The organism is Streptomyces sp. Tu 3180 (assembly GCF_009852415.1).
In the GTDB taxonomy this organism is placed as follows: domain Bacteria; phylum Actinomycetota; class Actinomycetes; order Streptomycetales; family Streptomycetaceae; genus Streptomyces.
On the sequence record NZ_WOXS01000002.1, the window covers coordinates 5,512,249 to 5,534,483 of the forward strand.

Below are 22,235 nucleotides of genomic sequence, written 5' to 3' on the forward strand. Positions count from 1 at the left end.
GCCTGCCTTCCCCGCACAGGAAGGCGGATCGAGGATCCGGAGCTCTCTGCCCTGACTGCCCCGGCTCCTCATCGCTCGGCCGACCGGGACCGCACACCCCGCGGCCGATATTGCTCCGGGCTGCGGTGCCGGGAGGGTTGAGGGTCCCTCCCAGGCGCCGCGGCCCGCGGGTGTTCTCAGGGCCGGTACGGCCCCGGGTACGCTCGCTGACGTGCCCTCCATGAACGAACTCGTACGCCAGCACACCGCCCTCGACGACACCGACCTCGAGTGGCTCCACCTGCTGGTCTCGGAGTGGCAGCTGCTCTCCGACCTCTCCTTCGCCGACCTGGTCCTGTGGGTTCCCACCCGTGACGGCACCCGCTACGTCTCCGTCGCCCAGATGCGGCCGAACACCGGCCCCACCTCGTACCAGGACGACATGGTCGGCCACCTCGTCCCGCGCGGACGCCGGCCGATGCTGGACGCGGCCCTGGACGAGGGCCGGATCGTGCGCGAGGGGGACCCGGAGTGGCGCGAGGAGGTCCCGGTCCGCGTCGAGTCCATCCCCGTCCGGCGCGAAGGCCGCGTCCTCGGGGTGATCGCGCGCAACACCAACCTGCTCACCGTGCGCACCCCGAGCCGGCTGGAGCTCACCTACCTGCAGAGCGCCTCCGACCTCGCGCAGATGATCGCGGCGGGCGCCTTCCCGTTCGCGAACCAGCAGCTCGACATGGACGCCTCGCCCCGCGTCGGCGACGGGCTGATCCGGCTCGACGCCGACGGCATCGTCCAGTACGCCTCCCCGAACGCCCTCTCCGCCTACCACCGGCTGGGCCTGGCCGCCGACCTGGTCGGCCACCACCTCGGCCGGACCACCGCCGAACTGGCCCCTTCCCGCGGCCCGGTGGACGAGGCGCTGGCCAAGGTCGCCAGCGGCTGGGCCCCGCGCGAGTTCGAGATCGAGGCGAACGACGGGGTGATCCAGTTCCGGGCGATCCCGCTCAAGCCGAAGGGGACGCGCATCGGATCACTGGTCCTCCTCCGTGACGTCACCGAACTTCGCCGCCGCGAACGTGAGTTGATCACCAAGGACGCGACCATCCGGGAGATCCACCACCGGGTGAAGAACAACCTCCAGACGGTGGCGGCGCTGCTGCGGCTCCAGGCCCGGCGGATCGGGTCCGAGCGCGGCCGGGAGGCGCTGGAGGAGGCGGTGCGCCGCGTCGGATCCATCGCGATCGTGCACGAGACGCTCTCCCAGAACCTCGACGAGCGCGTGGAGTTCGACGAGATCGCCGACCGCGTCCTGGCGATGGTCGCCGAGATCTCCCCGGGCAAGGTCACCGGCCGGCGCACCGGCCGCTTCGGCATACTCGACGCGGAGGTCGCCACCCCGCTGTCCATGGTGCTGACCGAGGTCCTGCAGAACGCCCTGGAGCACGGCTTCCGCGAGGGCGAGACCGGCACCGTCGAGGTCTCCGCGGTCCGCGGCGGCACCACGAAGGAGGCGCGCCTGCTGGTCACCGTGCAGGACGACGGCGTGGGTCTGCCCGAAGGCTTCGACCCGCACACCGCCGGCAACCTCGGCCTGCAGATCGTGCGGACCCTGGTGGAGGGCGAGCTGGGCGGCACCTTCGACATGGTTCCGGCCCCCGGCCGGGGGACCCGGGTGATCCTCGACGTCCCGGTGCAGTCGGGGAAGTAGCTCAAGTACTCATGCACAGAGGGCGCCTGACGTGATGTCGGGCGCCCTCGGCGTCCCGGAGGGACGGGGACAGCGAAAAGCCCCGGACCGGTGGAGACGGCCGGGGCTCATGCTCATGCGATGGGGTTACCCCCTGCTCGAGCGAAGTCGAGAATTCGGGGGAACTGCGCGCTGCGGCTCGGGGGCGGGAGATGCGTACTCGCTGCACGCGCCGCCAAGCTCAGGCTGTCAGCAGGGGCGGGGTTGTCAGGCGGAGGCCTGACGGGCCCGGTTGCGGGCGGCGCGGCGCTTCATCGCGCGACGCTCGTCCTCGCTGAGACCACCCCAGACGCCGGAGTCCTGACCGGACTCGAGCGCCCACTGCAGGCACTGCTCGATCACCGGGCAGCGACGGCAGACGGCCTTGGCTTCCTCGATCTGCAGCAGCGCAGGACCGGTGTTGCCGATGGGGAAGAAGAGCTCGGGGTCTTCCTCGCGGCAAACGGCGTTGTGACGCCAGTCCATGGCTGCTACCTCTCCTTGGTATTACTGCAGGGTTTGCTTGTGAATGTGAACGCTTTCACGAATCCCCCAACAAGTGAAGGGCCGACCGCCAGGTTCCCTGGCGTGGTCCTTGGATTTGAAGAGGGGTTCCGGTGATCCGTGGAGGCCGGTGTTGCGGGCCGTCCTGATCGCCACGTAGAGACTCGCAAACCTCGGCGGCGGATACAACCCCTTCCGGAAAGTTTTTTTTGATTCTTCGGTGTCGACTAGGTCACAGCCGTACTTCCATGGGGTGGATCCTGGTCTAAACGTTCGAGTGAAAGGACTTTGGCCCTTTCTGCTCACACAATCACACGCAGTGCACGGCGTACGCCTGTGAACGTCACGCTGGTGCGCAGCCCCAGGTGGTCACCGTCCATCTGAAGGGGCAGCGGCACCTTCGAATGCAAGGTGAACTGCGTCAGATCGTGCCGGGAGACGGCGTGCTTGCCCTGGGGGCCGCGCTCCGGGGACGAAGTGAGCAACTGGGTGCCATACCGGGCAACCGCGGCGGTGGACAGCCGGCTCAGACCGAAGATGTCCAGGCCCGTGTCGAACGAGGCCTTAGGTGACGCATAGATCGGGCGATTGCCGAGAAACGTCCACGGCGAGGTGTTCGAGACTATGGAGAGCACCAGATCGGTGACCGGGTCCTCGCCCGGCTGCTCCAGGGTGATCACCCCGTTCCGGCGGTGCGGCTCGCCGAACAGCTGGCGCACGACCTGGCGCACGTACAGCGCGTGGGTGGACTTCCTGCCGCGCTCGCGGTGCTGCTCCACCCGGCCGACCACACCGGCGTCGAAGCCCAGTCCCGCGTTGAAGGTGAACCAGCGGGCCGGCACCGCCTCGTCCTCCGAGCCCGGGGTCCCCGAGGTCAGGCCCAGGCCCACGGTGCGTTCGCGGCCCTCGCGCAGCGCGTCCAGCAGGACGCCGGTGGCCTCCACGGGCTGGTTGGGCAGCCCCAGGGCGCGGGCGAAGACGTTGGTGGAGCCGCCGGGGACCACGGCGAGCCCGGGCAGGTGTTCCGGGTCGGGGCCGGCGTGCAGGAGGCCGTTGACGACCTCGTTGACCGTGCCGTCGCCGCCGAGGGCCACGACCAGGTCGATGTCGTCGCTCTCCGCCGCCTGCCGGCCCAGGTCGCGCCCGTGCCCGCGGTACTCGGTGGTGACCGCCTCCAGCTTCACCTCGCTGGCGAGCGCGTGGATCAGTACGTCGCGCGTGCGCGCACTCGTGGTGGTTGCCGCCGGATTGACCACAAGAAGTGCACGCATGACGTGCAGGGTACCTACTGGGCGGTACCGGGCCCAGACCGAGGTGCGGATCGGGCCGGGGGGCGGTGCGTGAACCTCGACACGGGGCGGATGAGGAGAGGGCTACCCTTCAGGGGTGAGCAGTGAACGGACCCCCACCGCCCCGGACACCACCGGCCCCCGCCCGCGCCGTCTGACGTACGCCGCGGTGCTGGCCGCCCTGGAGGGGCTCGCACTGGTGGTCGGCGGGATCTGGATGCTGGTCCTCGGTGTCACGGGCGAGCCGGACGACCGCCGGCAGGCCGTCACCGGCGGGGTGACGCTGATCGTGCTCGCGCTGCTGCCGCTCGTCGCCGCGCGGGGGCTGCTCGGCCGGCGCGGCTGGAGCCGCGGCCCCGCCGTCATCACGCAGATCATGGCGCTGCCGGTGGCCTACACCCTGCTGAAGGCCGACAGCACGGCCATCCCGGCCGGGATCGTGCTCGCCGTGGTGGCCGTCACCGCGCTCGTCCTGCTGCTCAACCCCGAGACGACCCGGGCCCTCGGCATCCGGGGCCCCGGGAACACCGGGAAGTAGCCAGGGCTCTCGCGTGGACCAGGCCCCGGGCCCGCGGGGTCCGGCCCGGTCCGGACGGAAGACCCCGGCGGCCGCGTCCCCTCACTCCTCCACGAGCAGCTTCTCCCGCAGCTGGGCGAGCGTGCGGGCCAGCAGCCGCGAGACGTGCATCTGCGAGATGCCGACCTCCTGCGCGATCTGCGACTGGGTCATGTTGCCGAAGAAGCGCAGCAGCAGGATCCGCTTCTCGCGCGGCGGGAGGTCCTCCAGCAGCGGCTTGAGCGACTCCCGGTACTCCACGCCCTCCAGCGCCTCGTCCTCGGCGCCGAGGGTGTCGGCGACCGCGGGGGACTCGTCGTCGGTGTCGGGGACGTCCAGGGACAGCGTGGAGTACGCGTTGGCGGACTCCAGGCCCTCCAGGACCTCCTCCTCCGAGATCGACAGCTTCTCGGCCAGCTCGTGGACCGTGGGGGAGCGGCCGTGCAGCTGCGAGAGCTCGGCCGTGGCCGTCGTCAGCGACAGGCGCAGCTCCTGCAGCCGGCGCGGCACGCGCACCGCCCAGCCCTTGTCGCGGAAGTGCCGCTTGATCTCGCCGACGACCGTCGGGGTCGCGTACGTCGAGAACTCCACGCCGCGGTCCGGGTCGAAGCGGTCGACCGACTTGATCAGCCCGATGGTGGCGACCTGGGTGAGGTCGTCCAGCGGCTCGCCGCGGTTGCGGAAGCGGCGGGCGAGGTGCTCGACGAGCGGCAGGTGCATGCGGACCAGCTGATTGCGCAGTTCCGCGTACTCGGGGCTGCCGTCCCGCAGCGAGCGCAGCTCGAGGAACATGGCACGCGCCCCGCTGCGGTCCTGCGCGTCGTGCTGTGCGCCGTGCGCGTTCTGGCCGCCCGGTGTGCTCCTGGCACCCCGGGCACTCGGCGCCCGCGGCGCCTCGTCCTCGGCGTGTCGCTCGTGCTCGCTCATCGTCCCGCCCGTCGCCCTTCCCCGAGCGCTCGCCTCGTCCCCCGCCGCCGGCTTCGCTCGAGCGGGGGCGCCCCCGTGGCCGGGAGCGACCCCGGCCGACCCGCCCGGAGGCCTGCTCCGCACGGCACCGCCGGGCCGCCCGCCGCCCGCGGAGCCGGTCTCCGTGGAGTCGTCCTCCGGATGCGGCCGGGCCTGCTCGGGGATGCCGTCGATGCCGTCCGGCACGCGCCCGGCCGGCAGCTCCCTCGTACCGCGTTCTTCGTCCCGCACCGGCCCGTCCTCGTTCCTCACGCCGGCCCGGGTCCCGCGCCGCGCTGTTTGTAGAGGCTGATCGAAACGGTCTTGTCCTCGTCCACCGCCGAGGAGACCTTGCCCGCGAGCGCGGACAGGACGGTCCAGGCGAAGGTGTCCCGCGAGGGGGCGTGACCGTCCGTGGTCGGCGCCGAGACCGTGACCTCGAGCGAGTCGTCGACGAGCCGGAAGACGCAACTGAGCACCGATCCCGGCACGGCCTGCTGGAGCAGGATCGCGCAGGCCTCGTCGACCGCGATGCGCAGGTCCTCGATCTCGTCGAGGGTGAAGTCCAAACGGGCCGCGAGCCCGGCCGTGGCCGTACGCAGCACCGACAGGTAGGCCCCCGCGGCCGGCAGCCGGACTTCCACGAAGTCCTGGGTCGCGGGCTCGCCTGCGATCTGGGACACCCTCACCTCCAAGGTGGTACAAGCGTTACAGGGCCGGGGTCGCCCCCCGGACAACGCGCTACGTGGTTCAGCGGTGACGCTATCGCGCTCCCGGCGATCCTGTCCCCGGGACCCCGGCGACTGCTGTCACTCATAGTAAAACTATGAATACGCTCCGTGGCTAGGGGTCTGCGGGCCCAAATGGGAAGAGCGCGCGCCGGATTGACGTACCCGGTCGTCAGGCGGTCGAACCGTCCGGCACCGGAGTCCCGTCGGGTCACACGAGTACGTGATCGACGAAGCACCAGCGCCAGTCCTCGCCCGGTTCGTGGGTCCGCATCACGGGGTGACCCGACTCCCTGTGGTGCTCCGCCGCGTGCCGTCCCGGCGAGGAGTCGCAGCAGCCGACGTGGCCGCAGCTCAGGCACAGGCGCAGCTGCACCGGGTCCGTGCCGTCCCGCAGGCACTCCGGGCACGTCTCACTGAGCGGGACGGGTTCCGGGTGCGGGAGCGCGCCGGCATGCGTGCACTGTTTCATGGTGGCCAGATTACGACGGGCGCGCGGAAGACCGCGCAGAAAACGAGAGCGGGCCGGACATGGACGTGATGCCCCTGCTGTTGCTGGTGGCGGGCAGCGCCGCGATCGCCGCGGCCGCCCGGCGCACCTGGGTGCCGGCGCCGCTGCTGCTGGTCGCGGCCGGCCTGGCGGTCAGCTACGTCCCCGGCGTGCCCGAGTACACGCTCGACCCGCACATCGTGCTGCCGCTCGTCCTGCCCCCTCTGCTGCACACGGCGGCCACCGACAGCTCCTACCTGGACCTGCGGGCGCAGGTGCGGCCGGTGGCGCTGCTGTCGGTGGGGTACGTGCTGTTCGCGACCTTCGTCGTCGGCTGGGCCCTGTACCTGATCGTGCCCGGCCTGCCCCTGACCGCGGCCCTGGTGTTCGGCGCCGTGGTGGCCCCGCCGGACGCGGTCGCGGCGACGGCGGTGGCGCGCCGGGTCGGGCTGCCGTCCCGGGTCACCACCATCCTCCAGGGCGAGTCCCTGCTGAACGACGCCACCGCGATCACCGCGTTCCGGGTGGCCGTGGCGGCGGCGGTCGGCGAGGGCGCCACCTGGGCCGGGGGAGTCGGGGAGTTCCTGCTCGCGGCGGTCGGCGGGGTGGCGTTCGGCCTGGTGCTGATGGCCCCCCTGCACTGGCTGCGCACGCACGTGAAGGAGGCGCTGCTGCAGAACACGCTCTCCCTGCTGATCCCGTTCGTCGCCTATGCCGCCGCCGAGCAGGTGCACGCCTCCGGCGTCATCGCCGTCGTGGTCGTCGCCCTCTATCTGGGGCACCGCGCGTGGGAGGTCGACTTCGCCACCCGCCTCCAGGAGGAGGCGGTGTGGAAGATGGTCGCGTTCGTGCTGGAGTCCGCGGTCTTCGCGCTCATCGGACTGCAACTGCCGGTCGTCCTCGGGGGGCTCGGGGAGTACGCGGGCACCGACGCCGCCCTGTACGCGCTCGCGGTCTTCGCGGTGGTCGTCGTCGCGCGGTTCGTGTGGGTGTACCCGGCGATCTGGCTGCCCCCGGTGCTGTCGGCGCGGATCCGGGAGCGCGAGGGGAGACCCGGCTGGAAGAAGCCGTTCGTCATCGCGTGGGCCGGGATGAGGGGCGTGGTCTCGCTGGCCATCGCCTTCTCCATCCCGATCACCGCCGAGGGCGAGGACTTCCCGCAGCGCAACCTGCTGCTCTTCCTGACCTTCACCACCGTCATCGGCACCCTGGTCGTGCAGGGGCTGACCCTGCCCCCGCTGATCCGCGTGCTGAGGTTCCCCGGACGCGACGCGCAGGCCGAGACCCTGGCGGAGGCCAACGCCCAGGCGCAGGCCTCCCGGGCCGCCGAGCGGCGGCTGGACGAGCTCCTGGCCGACGAGCGCAACGCCCTGCCCGCACCGCTCGCCGACCGGCTGCGCACCGTCCTGGAGCGCCGCCGCAACGCCGTCTGGGAGCGGCTCGGCCAGGTCAACCCGGTCACCGGGGAGACGGTGGACGACACCTACCGGCGGCTGTCGCGGAAGATGATCGGCGCGGAGCGCGAGGTGTTCGTCAGGCTGCGCGACGGCCGGTACATCGACGACGAGATGCTGCGGACGCTGCTGCGCCGACTGGACCTGGAGGAGGCGGCGGCGTACCGGGAGGCGAACCAGGACCTCCCGTCCGGAGCGGGCAGGTTCAGGGGAAGGGGCGACCGGTGATCACCGCGGCGACCGTGCTCCCGCGCGGGAAGGCGCCCTCCTCCGCCAGGGCGACAAGGGCGTAGAGCAACTTGGCGACATAGAGACGTTCGACGGGTATGCCGTGCCGGTGCCCGAAGTCCTCGGCGAACGCGTCGAGTTCCTCGGCGGTACGGGCGTAGCCGCCGAAGTGGAAGCGCTCGTCGAGGCTCCAGTCGCCGCGCGGACCACCGAACGCCTCGTTCTGCAGGGCCCGTATCTCCCCGGTCAGGAAGCCGCCCTTCAGCACCGGAACGCCCAGCGCGTGCCCGCCGGCACCGAGTCCGGCGGCCAGGCCGGCGAGCGTGCCGCCGGTGCCGCAGGCCACCGCGACCACGTCGGCCCGGCCGGCCAGCTCCGCACCGAGCGTCCGGCAGCCGCGCACCGCGAGGGAGTTGCTGCCGCCCTCGGGCACGACGTACGCGTCCTCGGCGTCCGCCGCGCGCAGGACGGCCGCGAGGGTCTCCGGCTCGGCCTTGCGGCGGTAGGTCGACCGGTCGACGAAGTGCAGCCGCATGCCGTCGGACACGCACCGGGCCAGCGAGGGGTTGAGCGGGCGGCCGGCGAGTTCCTGGCCGCGCACCACGCCGACCGTGCGCAGGCCGAGCAGTCGGCCGGCGGCGGCCGTGGCCCGCAGGTGGTTGGAGTAGGCGCCGCCGAAGGTGAGCACCGTCCGCCCGGCCGCCGCGGCGAGGTTCGGGGCCAGCTTGCGCCACTTGTTCCCGACCAGCTCGGGGTGGATCAGATCGTCCCGCTTCAGCAGCAGCCGGACCCCGCGCCGGGCGAACCGCTCGTCCGCCACCTCCTGCAGTGGCGAGGGCAGCCGCGGGCGCAGGCCGGTGAGGGGGAGGGAGGCGGGTTCGCCGGAGCCGGTCACGGGGTCATTGTCGCCCGGAGGGGAGGGCGCCGGACCGGTGGACCGGCACGCCGGGAGCGGGCTCCGCCGGTCTCGGGGGAGCGGGCGACGGATCCCGGCGGGTCGTCGCCACCGGCGGCCGCGTGCGCCGTCGCGCCGCCGGGTCATCTCAGGCGGTCACGGATCCGCTCCCTCATCGAACCCATCGTGAATCCGCGCGGGTCCACCTTCCCCGGCTGCCACTCCTTGTGCCCGATCACCGACCGCTCGGTCCAGCCGTGGTGGCGGCACACCGCGGCCGAGGCCCTCTCGATGGCCTCCAGCTGCGCCGCCGGCCAGGGATCCTCGCCGTCGCCCAGGTTCTCGCACTCGAAGCCGTAGAAGTGCCGGTTGCCGTCGGTGTTCTGCTCGTTGTCCGCCGGCAGCCGCGTCTCGGCGATCACCGCGCGCAGCACGTCGTCGTCGCCGAGACCGGCGTGGTTGGCCCGGCCGTAGCCGACGAGGTGGACCCGGCCGTCCTTGGTGATGACGCCGTGGCACAAGGGCCCCGGCAGGTCCGCGTAGCCCTTGCGGCAGAGCTCCACGGTCCGGGCGCTGCCCTTGGTCACCGTGTGGTGGATCATCACGCCGTGGACCGGCCCCCACGGGCCCTTGTGGTTGCGGTTGTGGTCGCGCCAGTCGCCGACCTCGACGACCGTGAGTCCCTCCGCCCTCAGAGCGCGCAGGAACGCGCTCGCGGACATGGGTGGTGCCATGGCCACCCTCCTTCGTGCCGGGCGGCGGCCGCCCGTCGCAACCGCCTCCTACCGGGCCTATACCTGAAAGGAGCGTGTTCAACTACTCGTTCGGATCCCGTACGAGCCGATCCGGACATTCTCCTTCCGGTGGGGCGCCGTCGAGCGGCCCCATGTGTGCCCAGACCAGTCAAGATCCATTCCCGCTCGTTCGGGTAATGGCGCGAGCACTCCGTGTGAGGAACGCTTGATCACGCAGTCCGGCGTCCGGCACAGACGGACGTGGATCACAACCGGGGAGGACAATTCTCTATGTCGGTAGGCGAAGAGGTCGGCGCGGAGCAGGCCAGGCAACAGCAGAGCCTCGGCACGGCGGCCGCGCGGAACCTGGCCACCACGACCAAGTCCGTGCCGCAGATGCAGGAGATCAGCTCGCGCTGGCTGCTGCGCATGCTGCCCTGGGTCGATGTGCAGGGCGGCACCTACCGCGTCAACCGGCGGCTGACGTACGCCGTGGGCGACGGCCGGATGACGTTCGTGAAGACCGGTGACCGCGTCGAGGTCATCCCCGCGGAACTGGGCGAGCTGCCGGCCCTGCGGTCGTACGACGACGAGGAGGTGCTGTCCGAGCTGGCCGCCCGCTGCCGGCAGCGGGAGATCGGGGCGGGCCAGGTGATCGCCTCGTTCGGCAGCCCGGCCGACGAGGTGTACCTGCTGGCGCACGGCAGGGTGGAGAAGGTCGGCACCGGCCCCTACGGCGAGGACGAGTCCCTCGGCGTGCTCGCCGACGGCGCCTACTTCGGCGACCACGCGCTGCTGGACGAGGACGCCATCTGGGAGTACACGGCGCGCACGCTCACCGCCTGCACCGTGCTCACCCTGCCCCGCGAGGCCGTCGTCCAGATCGCCGAACGGTCCGGGACCCTGCGCGAGCAGCTGCGGCGGATCCGCACGGTCCCCGGGCAGCGCACGAACAGGTACGGGGAGAAGGAGATCGACCTCGCGTCCGGTCACACCGGGGAGCCGGACATCCCGCACACCTTCGTCGACTACGAGGCCAGGCCGCGCGAGTACGAGCTCAGCGTCGCCCAGACCGTGCTGCGCATCCACACGCGCGTGGCCGATCTCTACAACCAGCCCATGAACCAGACGGAACAGCAGATCCGGCTGACCGTCGAGGCGCTGAAGGAGCGTCAGGAGCACGAACTCGTCAACAACCGCGACTTCGGCCTGCTCCACAACTGCGAGTACGACCAGCGGATCCAGCCGCACGACGGCGTGCCGAGCCCCGACGACATGGACGAACTGCTCAGCCGGCGGCGCGGCACCCGGCTGCTCCTCGCCCACCCGCGCGCGATCGCCGCGTTCGGCCGCGAGCTCAACAAGCGGGGACTCGTCCCGGAGACCATCGACATGGGCGGCAACCGCATCCCCACCTGGCGGGGCGTGCCGATCTTCCCGTGCAACAAGATCCCGGTGACCGAGGCCCGGACGACCTCCATCATCGCCCTGCGCACCGGTGAGGAGGACCAGGGCGTCATCGGGCTGCGGGCCGCGGGGATCCCCGACGAGATCGAGCCGAGCCTGTCCGTGCGGTTCATGGGCATCAACGAACAAGCCATCATCAAGTACCTGGTCACGGCCTACTACTCGGCCGCGGTCCTGGTACCGGACGCGCTCGGTGTCCTGGAGAACGTCGAGATCGGCCGTTGGCGGTGACCGTCCGCGAGCTCCCGGTGCGCCCGCCGTGTCCCCGCCCGTCCGGGCGGGTAGACCTCGGGGGTACGTGCCCGGCGGCGGCGCAGACGCCGTCCCTCCGTTCCACGAGCCGGTCCCGGGGGTGAGTCGATGACGAAGTCCGTGACGGAGCCGAGAACGGGGTCCGCGGCGGAGCGCCCGGCACCGCGCACGACGGAGCCGGAGCAGCACCCCGGCGAGGGGCACGAGGCGACGGCGTTGCTGGAGCGGGCGCGGGCCGCGGTCCACCCCGTGCTGCGGGCCGCCCTCGACTCGCTGCCCGGCCCGATGCGCCGGATCGCGCTGTACCACTTCGGCTGGGAACACGCGGACGGCACTCCGGCCGAGGGGAGTCCGGGAAAGGCGATCCGCCCCGCCCTGGTGCTCGCCGCGGCCTCCGCCCTGGGCGGGCCCGAGGCCCGGACGGCGGCCGTACGGGCGGCGGCCGCGGTGGAACTGGTCCACAACTTCACGCTGCTGCACGACGACGTGATGGACCGGGACGCCACCCGCCGCCACCGCCCCACGGCGTGGACGCTGTTCGGCGACGCCGACGCGATCCTCGCCGGGGACACCCTCCAGGCGCTCGCCCTGCGGCTGCTCGCCGAGGACACGCACCCGGCGGCCCCGGCCGCCGCGGCCCGGCTCGCGGACTGTGTCGTCGAGCTGTGCGCGGGGCAGCACGCGGACACGGCCATGGAGCGGCGCGGTCCCGGCGAGGTCACCCTCGCCGAGACGCTGGCCATGGCCGAGGCCAAGACCGGGGCCCTGCTCGGATGCGCCTGCGCGATCGGTGCGCTGTACGCGAAGGCCGGGGACGCGGACGTGGCGGCCCTGGACGCGTTCGGCCGCGAGGCGGGACTGGCCTTCCAGCTCATCGACGACGTGATCGGCATATGGGGCGACCCCCGCCGCACCGGCAAGCCGGCCGGAGCGGATCTGGCCGCCCGCAAGAAGTCGCTGCCGGTGGTCGCCGCGCTCGCCTCGGGGACCCCGGCGGCCGCCGAACTCGCCGTCCTGTACGCGCGTGCGCACCGGGAGGAGGACCTGGAGCGGATCACCCTGACCGTGGAACGCGCGGGCGGCCGTGACTGGGCGCAGGCCGAGGCGGCCGACCGGATGGCCCGCGCGATGCAGGAAGTGGCCCGCGCGGTACCCGACCCGGAGGCGGCGGGCGGGCTGCTGGCCCTGGCCGAGTTCGTGACGCGGCGCGGCACCTGACGGCTCGCCGGGGACGGCCGAGGGGTACCGGAGCAGGTGTCCCCGGCCGTCCCCGTGCGGCCGTCGCCCTGTCCCCGGACCCACCGGAACCGTGCGGCTCCTGACCCCGCACGGCCTCCGTGGCTCCGGTCCGGCGGGTCCCGCACTCCCCCACGAGGTGCGGGGCCCGCCCTCCCCACGCCACCGGTCCCGTCCGGACCGGTCCGGTTCCGTGCGCCCGCGCCCGCCTCCGGGACGCGGCCGCCGGGGCGCCCCGTTAGGCTCAACACCCGTACGGTCGGTGAAGGTTGGGGCGAAGGGGCGGACATGGGCGTGGCGATCCGGACGGCTGGGGACGAGGACCGGGAGCTGGTCGTCCGGCTCCTGGACGAGGCGTTCCAGGACGACCCGGTGAGCGGCTGGGTCTTCCCCGGCGAGGAGTACCGCCGTACGACGCACCACAGGCTCATGGCCGCGTTCACCGGGATCGTGCTCGCCGAGGGGCGCATCGACGTCACCGAGGACGGATCGGCGTGCGCGCTGTGGATGTCCGTCCCCGCGGACGGCCACGGGGACGGTGACGGCGGGGCGGACGACGACGGCCCGGCACAGGTGCGCCGGGCCGTCGACCCGGGGAACGAGCGCGTGGAGCTGATCGGCCGGCTGACGGCGGGCGTCCATCCCTCGGGGCGGGCCCACGAGTACCTGTGGATGATCGGCGTCGCGCCCGCCCGCCAGGGCGAGGGACTCGGCACCGCGCTGATCGGTTCGGCCCTCGACCGCTGCGACCGGGAGGGGCGGCCGGCCTATCTCGAGGCGAGCAGCGAACGCAGCCGCCGACTGTACGAGCGCCTCGGCTTCGCCCCGGCCGGTGCACCCCTGGCCCTCCCGGACGGCCCGTGCATGTGGCCCATGTGGCGCGAGCCCCGGACGGCCGGTTCGCGGGACGGGCTGGGCGGGTGACCTCCCGCGCCCTCGTCCCCGCCCCCGGCAGGGACGTTCGGCCCTGGTCGCCGACGCGCGTCCCGGCTTCACTGGCCTCGCGAAGAACGCCCGCCGACGCCCCGAGGGGCCGGCGGGGCGGCGGACGACGAGGGCGGCCAGGGGCGGGATGAGCGCGGCGGTGGGCGACGACGGGACGGCGAGCGGGGACATCGCGGTGGTCGGGCACGCCGATCTGACCCCGGACACGCTCGCGCTGGTGGAGTCCGCGCTGCGGGCGCGGCTGGCGCGGCGCCCCGCGAGGGCCGTGGCCACGGTGCGTTCCGGCGCGGGGGCACCGCTGGCGTCCGGCCGGGCCGCGCGGGCGTCGGGGTGCCCGCTGGCCGTGGTGATCCCCACGCGGAACGGGGTGCCCGTCATGCCGCCCCGGCGCGACCGGATGGCGACCGGCGAACTGCTGACCCTCGCCGACCAGGTGCGGCTGCTGTCGTACGACCCGGTCGACCGTGACTCCTGTGTCGGCGCGGACGAGCGGCTGGTCGCCTCCAGCGGTCTCCTCCTCGCCGTCTGGGACGGTTCCCCGTCCGACGGCCGCGACGCCACGGCCCACCTGGTGACGTACGCCCGCGCGCACGGCGTCCGCGTGGAGGTCGTGTGGCCCGCGGGAGCCGCCCGGGAGGCGATGCCCGCGACCGGCGCGGAACGCGGACCGCGGCGACGGGCGGCGCCACCCCGCTGATCACCGCGCGCCGCTCCGGCCGTACCGGCGGTCGCCGGACCCGCCCGGCGACCGGTGGGGACAGGGACCATCGGTCCCCGCCGAGGTCCCCCGCAGGGACTGTTCGGCCCATGTGGACCCCCCCGTCCCGCCGCTGATCATGGGCGCGCGGAACAGGATGGGGAGGAAGACGTCCGGTGGACGAGATACGCATGGAGAACGCCAGGACCGCGAAGGACGGGCGGACACGTCCCGTGCCGGGCGCGGGGACCGCCGCACGGGAGGGGACCGCCGCGGGGGCGCCCGCGGTGCGCCGGGCCGCGTGGGTGGACTGGCTGACGACCACCGACCACAAGAAGATCGGGACGCTGTACCTGGTCAGCGCGTTCGTGTTCTTCGTCGTCGGCGGGCTCATGGCGCTGGTGATGCGCGCGGAGCTGGCCCGGCCGGGTCTGCAGATCATGTCGAACGAGCAGTTCAACCAGGCGTTCACGATGCACGGCACGATCATGCTGCTGATGTTCGCGACGCCGCTGTTCACCGGCTTCGCCAACTGGATCATGCCGCTGCAGATCGGCGCGCCCGACGTGGCGTTCCCGCGGCTGAACATGCTGGCCCTCTGGCTGTTCCTGTTCGGCTCCACGATCGCGGCCGCCGGTTTCCTCACCCCGGGCGGAGCCGCCGACTTCGGCTGGTTCCTGTACGCCCCGCTGTCCAACGAGGTCTACTCGCCGGGCATCGGCGCCGATCTGTGGATCATGGGCGTGGCCCTGTCCGGGTTCGGCTCGATCCTGGGCGCGGTCAACTTCATCACCACGATCATCTGCATGCGCGCCCCGGGCATGACGATGTTCCGCATGCCGGTCTTCACCTGGAACGTGCTGCTGACGGCGCTGCTGGTGCTGATCGTGTTCCCGGTGCTGGCCGCGGCGCTGTTCGCGCTGGAGTGCGACCGGAAGTTCGGCAGCCACGTCTTCGACCCGGCCAACGGCGGTGCGCTGCTGTGGCAGCACCTGTTCTGGTTCTTCGGGCACCCCGAGGTCTACATCCTGGCGCTGCCGTTCTTCGGCATCGTCAGCGAGGTCGTCCCGGTCTTCTCCCGCAAGCCGATCTTCGGCTACATGGGCCTGATCGGCGCCACCATCGCCATCGCCGGCCTCTCCGTCACGGTGTGGGCGCACCACATGTACGCCACCGGCGGTGTGCTGCTGCCGTTCTTCTCCTTCATGACCTTCCTGATCGCGATCCCGACCGGGGTGAAGTTCTTCAACTGGATCGGCACCATGTGGAAGGGCTCGCTGAGCTTCGAGACGCCGATGCTGTGGTCCCTGGGCTTCATGGTCACCTTCCTGTTCGGAGGTCTGACCGGTGTGCTCCTGGCCGCGCCGCCGCTGGACTTCCACGTCACGGACTCGTACTTCGTGGTGGCGCACTTCCACTACGTGGTCTTCGGCACGGTGGTGTTCGCGATGTTCGCCGGCTTCCACTTCTGGTGGCCGAAGTTCACCGGCAAGATGCTCGACGAGCGCCTGGGCAAGATCACCTTCTGGACGCTGTTCACCGGCTTCCACGGCACCTTCCTGGTCCAGCACTGGCTGGGTGCCGAGGGCATGCCGCGCCGGTACGCCGACTACCTGGCGGCCGACGGCTTCACCGCCCTGAACACCCTTTCCTCGATCGGGTCGTTCCTGCTCGGCCTGTCGGTGCTGCCGTTCTTCCACAACGTCTGGAAGACGGCCAGGTACGGCGAGCCGGTCGGCGTCGACGACCCCTGGGGCTACGGCCGCTCCCTGGAGTGGGCGACCTCCTGCCCGCCCCCGCGGCACAACTTCCTCACCCTGCCGAAGATCCGCAGCGAGTCCCCGGCGTTCGACCTGCACCACCCGGGGACCGCCGCGCTCGAGACGGCGGGGTGAACCGTGCCGCAGCCCGTTCCGGCCCTGGGGTGCGCGGTGGTGACGGCCGCCGGCTGCGTCTGGTACCTGCCGGCGTTCGCCGACCTGCGGGCCGGAGCCGACCGGCCGTTGTCCCGCCGCACCGCGGCGCTCGCCTGCCTGACCGGCTGGGGCACGCTCGGGACGGTCGCCCTGGCACTGCTCGTGACCACGGCGTGGTGGGTGCCGGGGGCCGTGGCGGCCGCGGGCGGCCCGGCCGCCGTCGCCCTGCGGATCCGTGCCGCCGTGCGGCGCGCCGGTGAGCGGCGGGAGGCGGCCCGGCAGTGGGCGCAGCTGCCGCACGGGCCGCTGCCCGCCGACCCGTACCGTCCCCGCGGAGCGGTCGCCGGCCTGGTCGTCGCCGGACCGGCGGCGGGAGCCGCCCTGGCGGCGGCCCTGGGGGCCGGGGGCGGCCGGTACGGGACGGCGGCCACCGCACTCCCCGTGGCGGTGGTCGCCGTCCCCGCCGCGGTCGTGGGCCTCTTCCTCGCGCTCGCCGTCCGGCACACCCGTACGTCCCGCCGCACCGCGGCGGACCGCGGACGGCGTCCGGGGTAGCGTCCCGGTGACGCGTCGGCCGTGCTCCCCGCCCGGGGAGCTCCTCGGCCTCCTCGGGACGGAAACGCCCGGGGACCGCGCCCTCCCGCGGTGGTGCGGACGGACGGCAGGAAGCGCCGGACCGCCGACGGGCCTACTCTGAGGGCATGGGCAGCGAACAACCCGTCTGTCCCGCCTGCGGACAGCCGGTGGACAGGGTCGTCCGGCGCCACAAGACGCTGGGCGCGTGGGTGCCGGTGTGGGTGCGGGGACCGTGCCGCAACCCGAAGTGCGAGGTCCACGTCGCCCGGGAACCCGGCGGGACCGGCCGGGCGGAGGACGCCCGGCGCGCCACGGGGCCCGCAGGATCCGGAGGCTCCGAGGGAGCCGCGCCCGCGCAGGAGCCGGGGCGGACCACCGCGGGGAACGCCTGACGGAGCGGGCCGGTCGGCGTGGGGCGTGGTGAGCGGGGGTCCGCGCCGCGGGATGCGCCCCCGGCCCGGAACCGCGCGCCGGGGACGTACCGGGGACGGCCGGGCGGCCCGCGCCTGAGTGTGCGCGACGGCCCGGTCAGGACCCGCCGGGCCGGCCGGGCGGTCGGCCGGTCTCCGGATCGCGGCCGGTCAGGCAGTACGTGCCGCCCGCCGGATCGCGCATCACCGTCCAGTGGTCGAACGCGGCCGCGAACGTGGCGCCGAGCTCCTCGTGCCGTGCCCGGGTCACGCCGACGTCCGCGCACGCGAGGTCCAGGTGGGCGGAGACGGGCCGTTCCTCCTCCAGCCGCTGGAGCAGGAGGCGCACGGGCAGTCCGGCCGGTGGCATGAGCACGTGGAACTCCGGGAGCAGGGCGGGCGGCGCGTCCCAGCCGGGCAGCAGCCCGCCCCAGAAGGCGACCTCGGCGTCGTAGGCGGACGGGGGGACGTCGACGCACACCTGGTCCAGCCGGCTGCCCCGCACCACGGGCGGCCGGACCGACTCCCCGTGCCAGGGCACCGCGCAGAACAACTGCCCGGCGGGCGACCGCAGTACGGCCCACCCGTCGTGCTCGGCGACGGTTCCCGCGCCCAGCCGCAGCGCCGACGCGGCGAACCCCGCCACGTCGTCCACGCAGAGGTCGAGGTGGGCGCCGCCCCCGCCCGAGGCGACCCCCTGCACCTTGACGCAGGCATCGGAGCCGTCCGCCAGCAGGGTCGTGAACTCCCCGCCGTCCCCGCGGGCCGCGGACCGCCGCGTCCCCGTGACGGCCGTCCAGAACTCTCCCGCCCGGTCGGCGTGGGGGGCGGGCCGGTCGATGAACGCGTACGTCCAGCGGATGTCCATCACCCGATCCTAGGACCCGTACGGCTCGCCGGCGGGGGCCCGGAAGCACCCGCACACCGCCGGGGACGCCGGAGGGGCCCGGCCGGACGGCAGCCGGCCGGGCCCCTCGGGGTGCCCGCTGACCCGCGATGGTGCACCGATCGCCGGTCGTCGTGAAAGGGTCGGCCGGGTCAGGCCTTCTTGGTCTCCCAGAAGATCTTGTCGATCTGGGCGATGTAGTCCAGCGCCTTCTGGCCGGTCGCCGGGTCGGTCGACGCCTTGGCGGCCGAGAGGGCCTTCAGGGTGTCGTTGACCAGCTGGTGCAGCTCCGGGTACTTCTCGAAGTGCGGGGCCTTGAAGTAGTCGCTCCAGAGCACGGAGACGTGGTGCTTCGCGAGCTCCGCGCGCTGCTCCTTGATGACGGTGGCACGCGCCTGGAAGTGCGGGTCGTCGTTGCCGGCCATCTTCTCCTGGACGGCCTTCACCGACTCCGCCTCGATGCGGGCCTGGGCAGGGTCGTACACACCGCAGGGCAGGTCGCAGTGCGCGCTGACCTTGACCTTGGGGGCAAACAGGCGGGAAAGCATGGAGCATTCCTTCCTCGTGATCGTCTTCTCACAGGGGACATTACTCCGTGGCGGAGCGGTTTTCGCGAGTGCCCCCGTGGGCTTAGGACAAAAGTCCGGGGTCAGACTGGGACTGGTGGAGGAAAGACGGGGAGGTGCCGGGTGATGCCGGAGCTGTCGCAGGACGCCGAGCGGGTGAGGGCGCCGCTGCCCTTCGGGGTGGCCGAGGTGACGGGGCCGTCCATGGTGCCCACGCTGTACCACGGGGACCGGCTCCTGGTGCACTACGGGGCCCGGGTCAAACGCGGCGACGTGATCGTGCTGCGGCATCCGTTCCAGCAGGACCTGCTCGTCGTGAAGCGGGCCGCGGAGCGGCGCGAGGGCGGCTGGTGGGTGCTCGGCGACAACACGTACGCCGGGGGCGACAGCACCGACTACGGAGTCGTCCCCGACGAGCTGGTGCTCGGCAGGGTCCGCTTCCGGTACCGGCCGCGCAGGCCGGCTCAGCGCTCCTTGCCGGCCGTGGTGGTGTGGGCGCTGTCGGCGGCCCGGCCGGTGTTCTCCGGGCGGTCGGCCCGGTCGGCCTCCAGGCGTTTGCGGGCGCGGTAGGCCGCCACGTTGGCGCGGGTGGCGCAGCGGTCGGAGCAGTAGCGCCGGGAGCGGTTGGTCGAGGTGTCCAGGTAGGCGTTGCGGCAGGGCGGCGCCTCGCACAGGCCGAGGCGGTCCACGCCGTACTCGGTGAGGTGGAAGGCCAGGCCCATCGCCGCGATGGCGGCGTAACCGGCGGTCGCGTTGGACGGGTGGTCGGCCAGGTGCATGTGCCACAGCGGGCTGCCGTCGTCGTCCCGGAAGTCGTGCCCGGAGATCTGCGGGCTCACCGGGAACTCCAGCAGCAGCGAGTTCAGCAGGTCCACGGCGAGCGTCTCGTCGCCGCCGTCCGCCGCCTCGAAGACCGCGCGCAGCCGGGCCCGCACCGAGCGGAACCGGGTCACGTCCGCCTCGGTCGCGCGGCGCGCCGCCGACTGGTTGCCCCCGAAGAGGTCGCGGACCGCGTCGATCGACGTCAGGGCGTCCTTCCCCCGGGCCGGTTCCTCGGTGTTGACGAGACGTACGGCATAGTCCGAGTAATAGGCCAGTTCCACTTGTAGTCCTTACGCAGGGGCTCTATGGTCGTGCGTGCGGTCGGGTAACAGACGATCGTGCTTCCAGGGTATTACGTGACGTGCGTGAGGGAGGGGCTCGATGACGGACGCGGACGCCACCACGGCCGCCGCCGACTGGCACGCCTGGCAGGAGAGCTGGGACCGGCAGCAGGAGTGGTACATGCCCGACCGCGAGGAGCGGTTCCGGGTCATGCTCGACATGGTGGAGGCCCTCGTCGGCACCTCCCCGCGCGTGCTGGACCTCGCGTGCGGCACGGGAAGTATCACGGCCCGGCTGCTCGCCCGGTTCCCGGACGCCACCAGCACCGGCGTCGACCTGGACCCGGCGCTGCTCGCCATCGCCGAGGGCACCTTCGCGGGCGACGAGCGGGTCACCCTCGTCACCGCCGACCTCAAGGACCCCGACTGGGCGGCGGCGCTGCCGCACGACTCCTACGACGCCGTGCTGACCGCGACCGCCCTCCACTGGCTGCACCGGGAACCTCTCGCGGACCTCTACGGGCACGTCGCGGGCCTGGTCCGCGACGGCGGTGTCTTCATGAACGCGGACCACATGATCGACGAGACCACGCCCCGGATCAACGCGGCCGAGCGTGCCCGGCGCCACGCCCGGCAGGACCGGGCCAAGCGGGACGGCGCCCTCGACTGGACCGAGTGGTGGCAGCTCGCGGCCAAGGACCCGGTCCTCGCCGAGCCCACGGCCCGCCGCTTCGAGATCTACGGCGACCACGCCGACGGCGACGCGCCGTCCGCGGCCTGGCACGCGCGCGTGCTCCGGGAGAAGGGCTTCGGCGAGGCGCGGCCGGTGTGGTGCTCGCCCTCGGACACCCTGCTGCTCGCGCTGAAGTAGCCGGAGGGGAACGCGAAGGGGCGGTACGGACTCCGTACCGCCCCTTCGCGCATCGGCTCAGAGCACCTTGGACAGGAACGCCTTCGTGCGCTCGTGCTGCGGGTCGGTCAGGACGTCGCGCGGGTTGCCCGACTCGACCACCACGCCGCCGTCCATGAAGACCAGGCTGTCGCCCACCTCGCGGGCGAAGCCCATCTCGTGGGTGACGACGACCATCGTCATGCCGGACTCGGCGAGGTCGCGCATGACGTCGAGGACGTCACCGACCAGCTCCGGGTCGAGGGCCGAGGTCGGCTCGTCGAACAGCATCAGCTTCGGGTCCATGGCCAGCGCCCGGGCGATCGCCACGCGCTGCTGCTGGCCACCGGAGAGCTGCGAGGGGTAGTTCCCGGCCTTGTCGCCGAGGCCCACGCGCTCCAGGAGCTGCATCGCGCGCTCCTTGGCCTGCGCCTTGCTCACGCCCTTGACCTGGACCGGCGCCTCCATGACGTTCTCGACGGCCGTCATGTGCGGGAACAGGTTGAAGCGCTGGAAGACCATGCCGATGTCCCGGCGCTTCAGGGCGACCTCGCTGTCCTTGAGCTCGTACAGCTTGTCGCCCTTCTGGCGGTAGCCGACGAGCTCGCCGTCGACGTACAGACGCCCGGCGTTGATCTTCTCGAGGTGGTTGATGCACCTGAGGAAGGTGGACTTGCCGGAGCCGGAAGGGCCGATGAGGCAGAACACCTCGCCCTTCTTGACCTCCAGGTCGATGCCCTTGAGGACCTCTACGAGGCCGAAGGACTTGTGGACGCCCTCGGCCTTCACCATGAGGGTCATGCGGTGCCACCTCCCGTGCGGGAGCGGTTCGACAGCGACAGCATGTTCGCCTTCACCTTCTGCCACGGCGTCGCCGGCAGCTGACGCGTGGAACCCTTCGCGTAGTAGCGCTCCAGGTAGTACTGGCCGACGCTGAAGACCGAGGTCAGCAGCAGGTACCAGGCCGCCGCCAGGAACAGCATCTCGGCCGGGGCGCCGGAGGTCTGACCGATGTCCTGTGCCACGCGGAACAACTCGGAGTACTGGACGACCGAGACCAGCGAGGTCGTCTTCAGCATGTTGATGACCTCGTTGCCCGTCGGCGGCACGATCACGCGCATCGCCTGCGGGATGACGATCCGGCGCAGCGTCTTGGCGTGGCTCATGCCCAGCGCGTGCGACGCCTCGGTCTGCCCCTCGTCGACCGCGAGCAGGCCGGCCCGGCAGATCTCCGCCATGTACGCGGCCTCGTTGAGGCCGAGGCCCAGCAGCGCCGTCAGGAACGGGGTCATGAAGTCCGACCACTCGTCCTTGTAGAACGGCCCGAGGTTGATGTACTCGAAGACCAGGCCCAGGTTGAACCAGACCACCAGCTGCACCAGGACCGGGGTGCCGCGGAAGAACCAGATGTAGAACCACGCGATCGCCGAGGTCACAGGGTTCTTCGACAGGCGCATCACGGCGAGCATGATGCCGCCGAAGATGCCGATCGCCATGGCGAGCACGGTGATCAGCAGCGTCTTGCCGACACCGCTGAGGACGCGGTCGTCGAAGAAGTAGTCCGGGATCGTCCCCCAGTTGATCTGGCCCTGGGAGAACGCGTAGATGACCCCGCCCAGCAGGGCGAGCGCGACGACGGCGGAGACGTACCGCCCGTAGTGCCGGACCGGGATGGCCTTGATGGCCTCCGGTCCGGCCGGGGGAGTGTCGGCCGGACCCGTCGTCTTGTCGATGTCAACAGTCACGGGTGTTGCCTTTCAGTGC

General features: G+C 72.4%; 24 protein-coding genes. 12 read left to right on the top strand and 12 right to left on the bottom strand.

Features of this window, described 5'->3' with window-relative positions:
• Positions 1 to 220: 220 nt before the first annotated feature.
• On the top strand, positions 221 to 1,687 hold the full coding sequence (locus GL259_RS25890) for a PAS domain-containing sensor histidine kinase (RefSeq protein WP_159538978.1): 1,467 nt from the start codon (positions 221 to 223) through the stop codon (positions 1,685 to 1,687).
• 246 nt (positions 1,688 to 1,933) lie between these two features.
• Here GL259_RS25890 and GL259_RS25895 read toward each other — a convergent pair whose 3' ends face one another.
• On the bottom strand, positions 1,934 to 2,191 hold the full coding sequence (locus GL259_RS25895) for a WhiB family transcriptional regulator (protein ID WP_003992873.1): 258 nt from the start codon (positions 2,189 to 2,191) through the stop codon (positions 1,934 to 1,936).
• A 320-nt stretch (positions 2,192 to 2,511) separates the two neighbouring features.
• Positions 2,512 to 3,480, bottom strand: a complete 969-nt coding sequence (locus GL259_RS25900; RefSeq protein WP_159535721.1) for a diacylglycerol kinase family protein — start codon at positions 3,478 to 3,480, stop codon at positions 2,512 to 2,514.
• Between the two features lie 115 nt (positions 3,481 to 3,595).
• Between GL259_RS25900 and GL259_RS25905 the strand changes: the two genes are divergently transcribed.
• Positions 3,596 to 4,036, top strand: a complete 441-nt coding sequence (locus GL259_RS25905; RefSeq protein WP_159535722.1) for a hypothetical protein — start codon at positions 3,596 to 3,598, stop codon at positions 4,034 to 4,036.
• 81 nt (positions 4,037 to 4,117) lie between these two features.
• On the opposite strand, the gene GL259_RS25910 is transcribed toward GL259_RS25905, so the two are convergent.
• The 3 genes from GL259_RS25910 to GL259_RS25920 all read right to left on the bottom strand — a co-directional run bounded on the left by GL259_RS25910 (position 4,118) and on the right by GL259_RS25920 (position 6,199).
• Positions 4,118 to 5,251, bottom strand: a complete 1,134-nt coding sequence (locus tag GL259_RS25910; protein WP_159535723.1) for an RNA polymerase sigma factor SigF — start codon at positions 5,249 to 5,251, stop codon at positions 4,118 to 4,120.
• Between the two features lie 17 nt (positions 5,252 to 5,268).
• Positions 5,269 to 5,682, bottom strand: a complete 414-nt coding sequence (locus GL259_RS25915) for an anti-sigma regulatory factor (protein WP_004925829.1) — start codon at positions 5,680 to 5,682, stop codon at positions 5,269 to 5,271.
• Positions 5,683 to 5,938: 256 nt separating this feature from the next.
• Positions 5,939 to 6,199, bottom strand: coding sequence for a UBP-type zinc finger domain-containing protein (locus GL259_RS25920; protein WP_159535724.1), 261 nt, complete (start codon positions 6,197 to 6,199; stop codon positions 5,939 to 5,941).
• Between the two features lie 59 nt (positions 6,200 to 6,258).
• Here GL259_RS25920 and GL259_RS25925 point away from each other — a divergent pair, with 59 nt between their 5' ends.
• The gene (locus GL259_RS25925) at positions 6,259 to 7,899 is read left to right on the top strand and encodes a Na+/H+ antiporter (RefSeq protein ID WP_159535725.1); all 1,641 of its coding nucleotides are present in this window, start codon (positions 6,259 to 6,261) and stop codon (positions 7,897 to 7,899) included.
• On the opposite strand, the gene GL259_RS25930 is transcribed toward GL259_RS25925, so the two are convergent.
• On the bottom strand, positions 7,877 to 8,794 hold the full coding sequence (locus GL259_RS25930) for a pyridoxal-phosphate dependent enzyme (protein ID WP_159535726.1): 918 nt from the start codon (positions 8,792 to 8,794) through the stop codon (positions 7,877 to 7,879). The two genes, GL259_RS25925 and GL259_RS25930, sit on opposite strands and share 23 nt — an antisense overlap.
• Before the next feature lie 143 nt (positions 8,795 to 8,937).
• Positions 8,938 to 9,528 carry an N-acetylmuramoyl-L-alanine amidase gene (locus GL259_RS25935; protein ID WP_166461558.1) on the bottom strand — a complete coding sequence of 197 codons (591 nt, stop codon included), beginning with the start codon at positions 9,526 to 9,528 and terminating at the stop codon, positions 8,938 to 8,940.
• A 291-nt stretch (positions 9,529 to 9,819) separates the two neighbouring features.
• Between GL259_RS25935 and GL259_RS25940 the strand changes: the two genes are divergently transcribed.
• The 7 genes from GL259_RS25940 to GL259_RS25970 all read left to right on the top strand — a co-directional run bounded on the left by GL259_RS25940 (position 9,820) and on the right by GL259_RS25970 (position 17,009).
• A complete protein-coding gene (locus GL259_RS25940; protein ID WP_159535727.1) occupies positions 9,820 to 11,226 on the top strand; it encodes a family 2B encapsulin nanocompartment shell protein in 1,407 nt (468 codons plus the stop codon).
• Positions 11,227 to 11,355: 129 nt separating this feature from the next.
• Positions 11,356 to 12,465 (top strand): family 2 encapsulin nanocompartment cargo protein polyprenyl transferase, encoded by a 1,110-nt coding sequence (locus tag GL259_RS25945; RefSeq protein ID WP_159535728.1) that lies wholly within the window; start codon positions 11,356 to 11,358, stop codon positions 12,463 to 12,465.
• 306 nt (positions 12,466 to 12,771) lie between these two features.
• Positions 12,772 to 13,407, top strand: coding sequence for a GNAT family N-acetyltransferase (locus tag GL259_RS25950; RefSeq protein ID WP_159535729.1), 636 nt, complete (start codon positions 12,772 to 12,774; stop codon positions 13,405 to 13,407).
• 148 nt (positions 13,408 to 13,555) lie between these two features.
• A complete protein-coding gene (locus GL259_RS25955) occupies positions 13,556 to 14,125 on the top strand; it encodes a hypothetical protein (protein ID WP_159535730.1) in 570 nt (189 codons plus the stop codon).
• 176 nt (positions 14,126 to 14,301) lie between these two features.
• Positions 14,302 to 16,020: a cytochrome c oxidase subunit I gene (ctaD, locus tag GL259_RS25960; RefSeq protein ID WP_159535731.1), complete on the top strand. Its 1,719-nt coding sequence runs from the start codon at positions 14,302 to 14,304 to the stop codon at positions 16,018 to 16,020.
• A 3-nt stretch (positions 16,021 to 16,023) separates the two neighbouring features.
• Positions 16,024 to 16,596 (top strand): hypothetical protein, encoded by a 573-nt coding sequence (locus GL259_RS25965; RefSeq protein WP_159535732.1) that lies wholly within the window; start codon positions 16,024 to 16,026, stop codon positions 16,594 to 16,596.
• A 146-nt stretch (positions 16,597 to 16,742) separates the two neighbouring features.
• The gene (locus GL259_RS25970; RefSeq protein WP_159535733.1) at positions 16,743 to 17,009 is read left to right on the top strand and encodes a hypothetical protein; all 267 of its coding nucleotides are present in this window, start codon (positions 16,743 to 16,745) and stop codon (positions 17,007 to 17,009) included.
• 136 nt (positions 17,010 to 17,145) lie between these two features.
• On the opposite strand, the gene GL259_RS25975 is transcribed toward GL259_RS25970, so the two are convergent.
• Both GL259_RS25975 and sodN read right to left on the bottom strand, forming a co-directional pair.
• Entirely contained in the window at positions 17,146 to 17,895 is a 750-nt protein-coding gene (locus tag GL259_RS25975; protein ID WP_159535734.1) for a VOC family protein, read from the bottom strand.
• Between the two features lie 170 nt (positions 17,896 to 18,065).
• A complete protein-coding gene (sodN, locus tag GL259_RS25980) occupies positions 18,066 to 18,461 on the bottom strand; it encodes a superoxide dismutase, Ni (protein ID WP_014674929.1) in 396 nt (131 codons plus the stop codon).
• Positions 18,462 to 18,605: 144 nt separating this feature from the next.
• On the opposite strand from sodN, the gene sodX reads away from it, so the two are divergent.
• Positions 18,606 to 19,049, top strand: a complete 444-nt coding sequence (sodX, locus tag GL259_RS25985; protein WP_159535735.1) for a nickel-type superoxide dismutase maturation protease — start codon at positions 18,606 to 18,608, stop codon at positions 19,047 to 19,049.
• On the opposite strand, the gene GL259_RS25990 is transcribed toward sodX, so the two are convergent.
• Positions 18,944 to 19,582: a CGNR zinc finger domain-containing protein gene (locus tag GL259_RS25990; protein WP_159535736.1), complete on the bottom strand. Its 639-nt coding sequence runs from the start codon at positions 19,580 to 19,582 to the stop codon at positions 18,944 to 18,946. The genes sodX and GL259_RS25990 overlap by 106 nt on opposite strands.
• 100 nt (positions 19,583 to 19,682) lie before the next feature.
• Between GL259_RS25990 and GL259_RS25995 the strand changes: the two genes are divergently transcribed.
• Positions 19,683 to 20,453 (top strand): class I SAM-dependent methyltransferase, encoded by a 771-nt coding sequence (locus GL259_RS25995; protein ID WP_159535737.1) that lies wholly within the window; start codon positions 19,683 to 19,685, stop codon positions 20,451 to 20,453.
• A 57-nt stretch (positions 20,454 to 20,510) separates the two neighbouring features.
• Here GL259_RS25995 and GL259_RS26000 read toward each other — a convergent pair whose 3' ends face one another.
• On the bottom strand, positions 20,511 to 21,272 hold the full coding sequence (locus tag GL259_RS26000; protein WP_159535738.1) for an amino acid ABC transporter ATP-binding protein: 762 nt from the start codon (positions 21,270 to 21,272) through the stop codon (positions 20,511 to 20,513).
• Entirely contained in the window at positions 21,269 to 22,216 is a 948-nt protein-coding gene (locus GL259_RS26005; protein WP_159535739.1) for an amino acid ABC transporter permease, read from the bottom strand. The genes GL259_RS26000 and GL259_RS26005 overlap by 4 nt, the downstream gene beginning before the upstream one ends.
• Positions 22,217 to 22,235 lie beyond the last annotated feature (19 nt).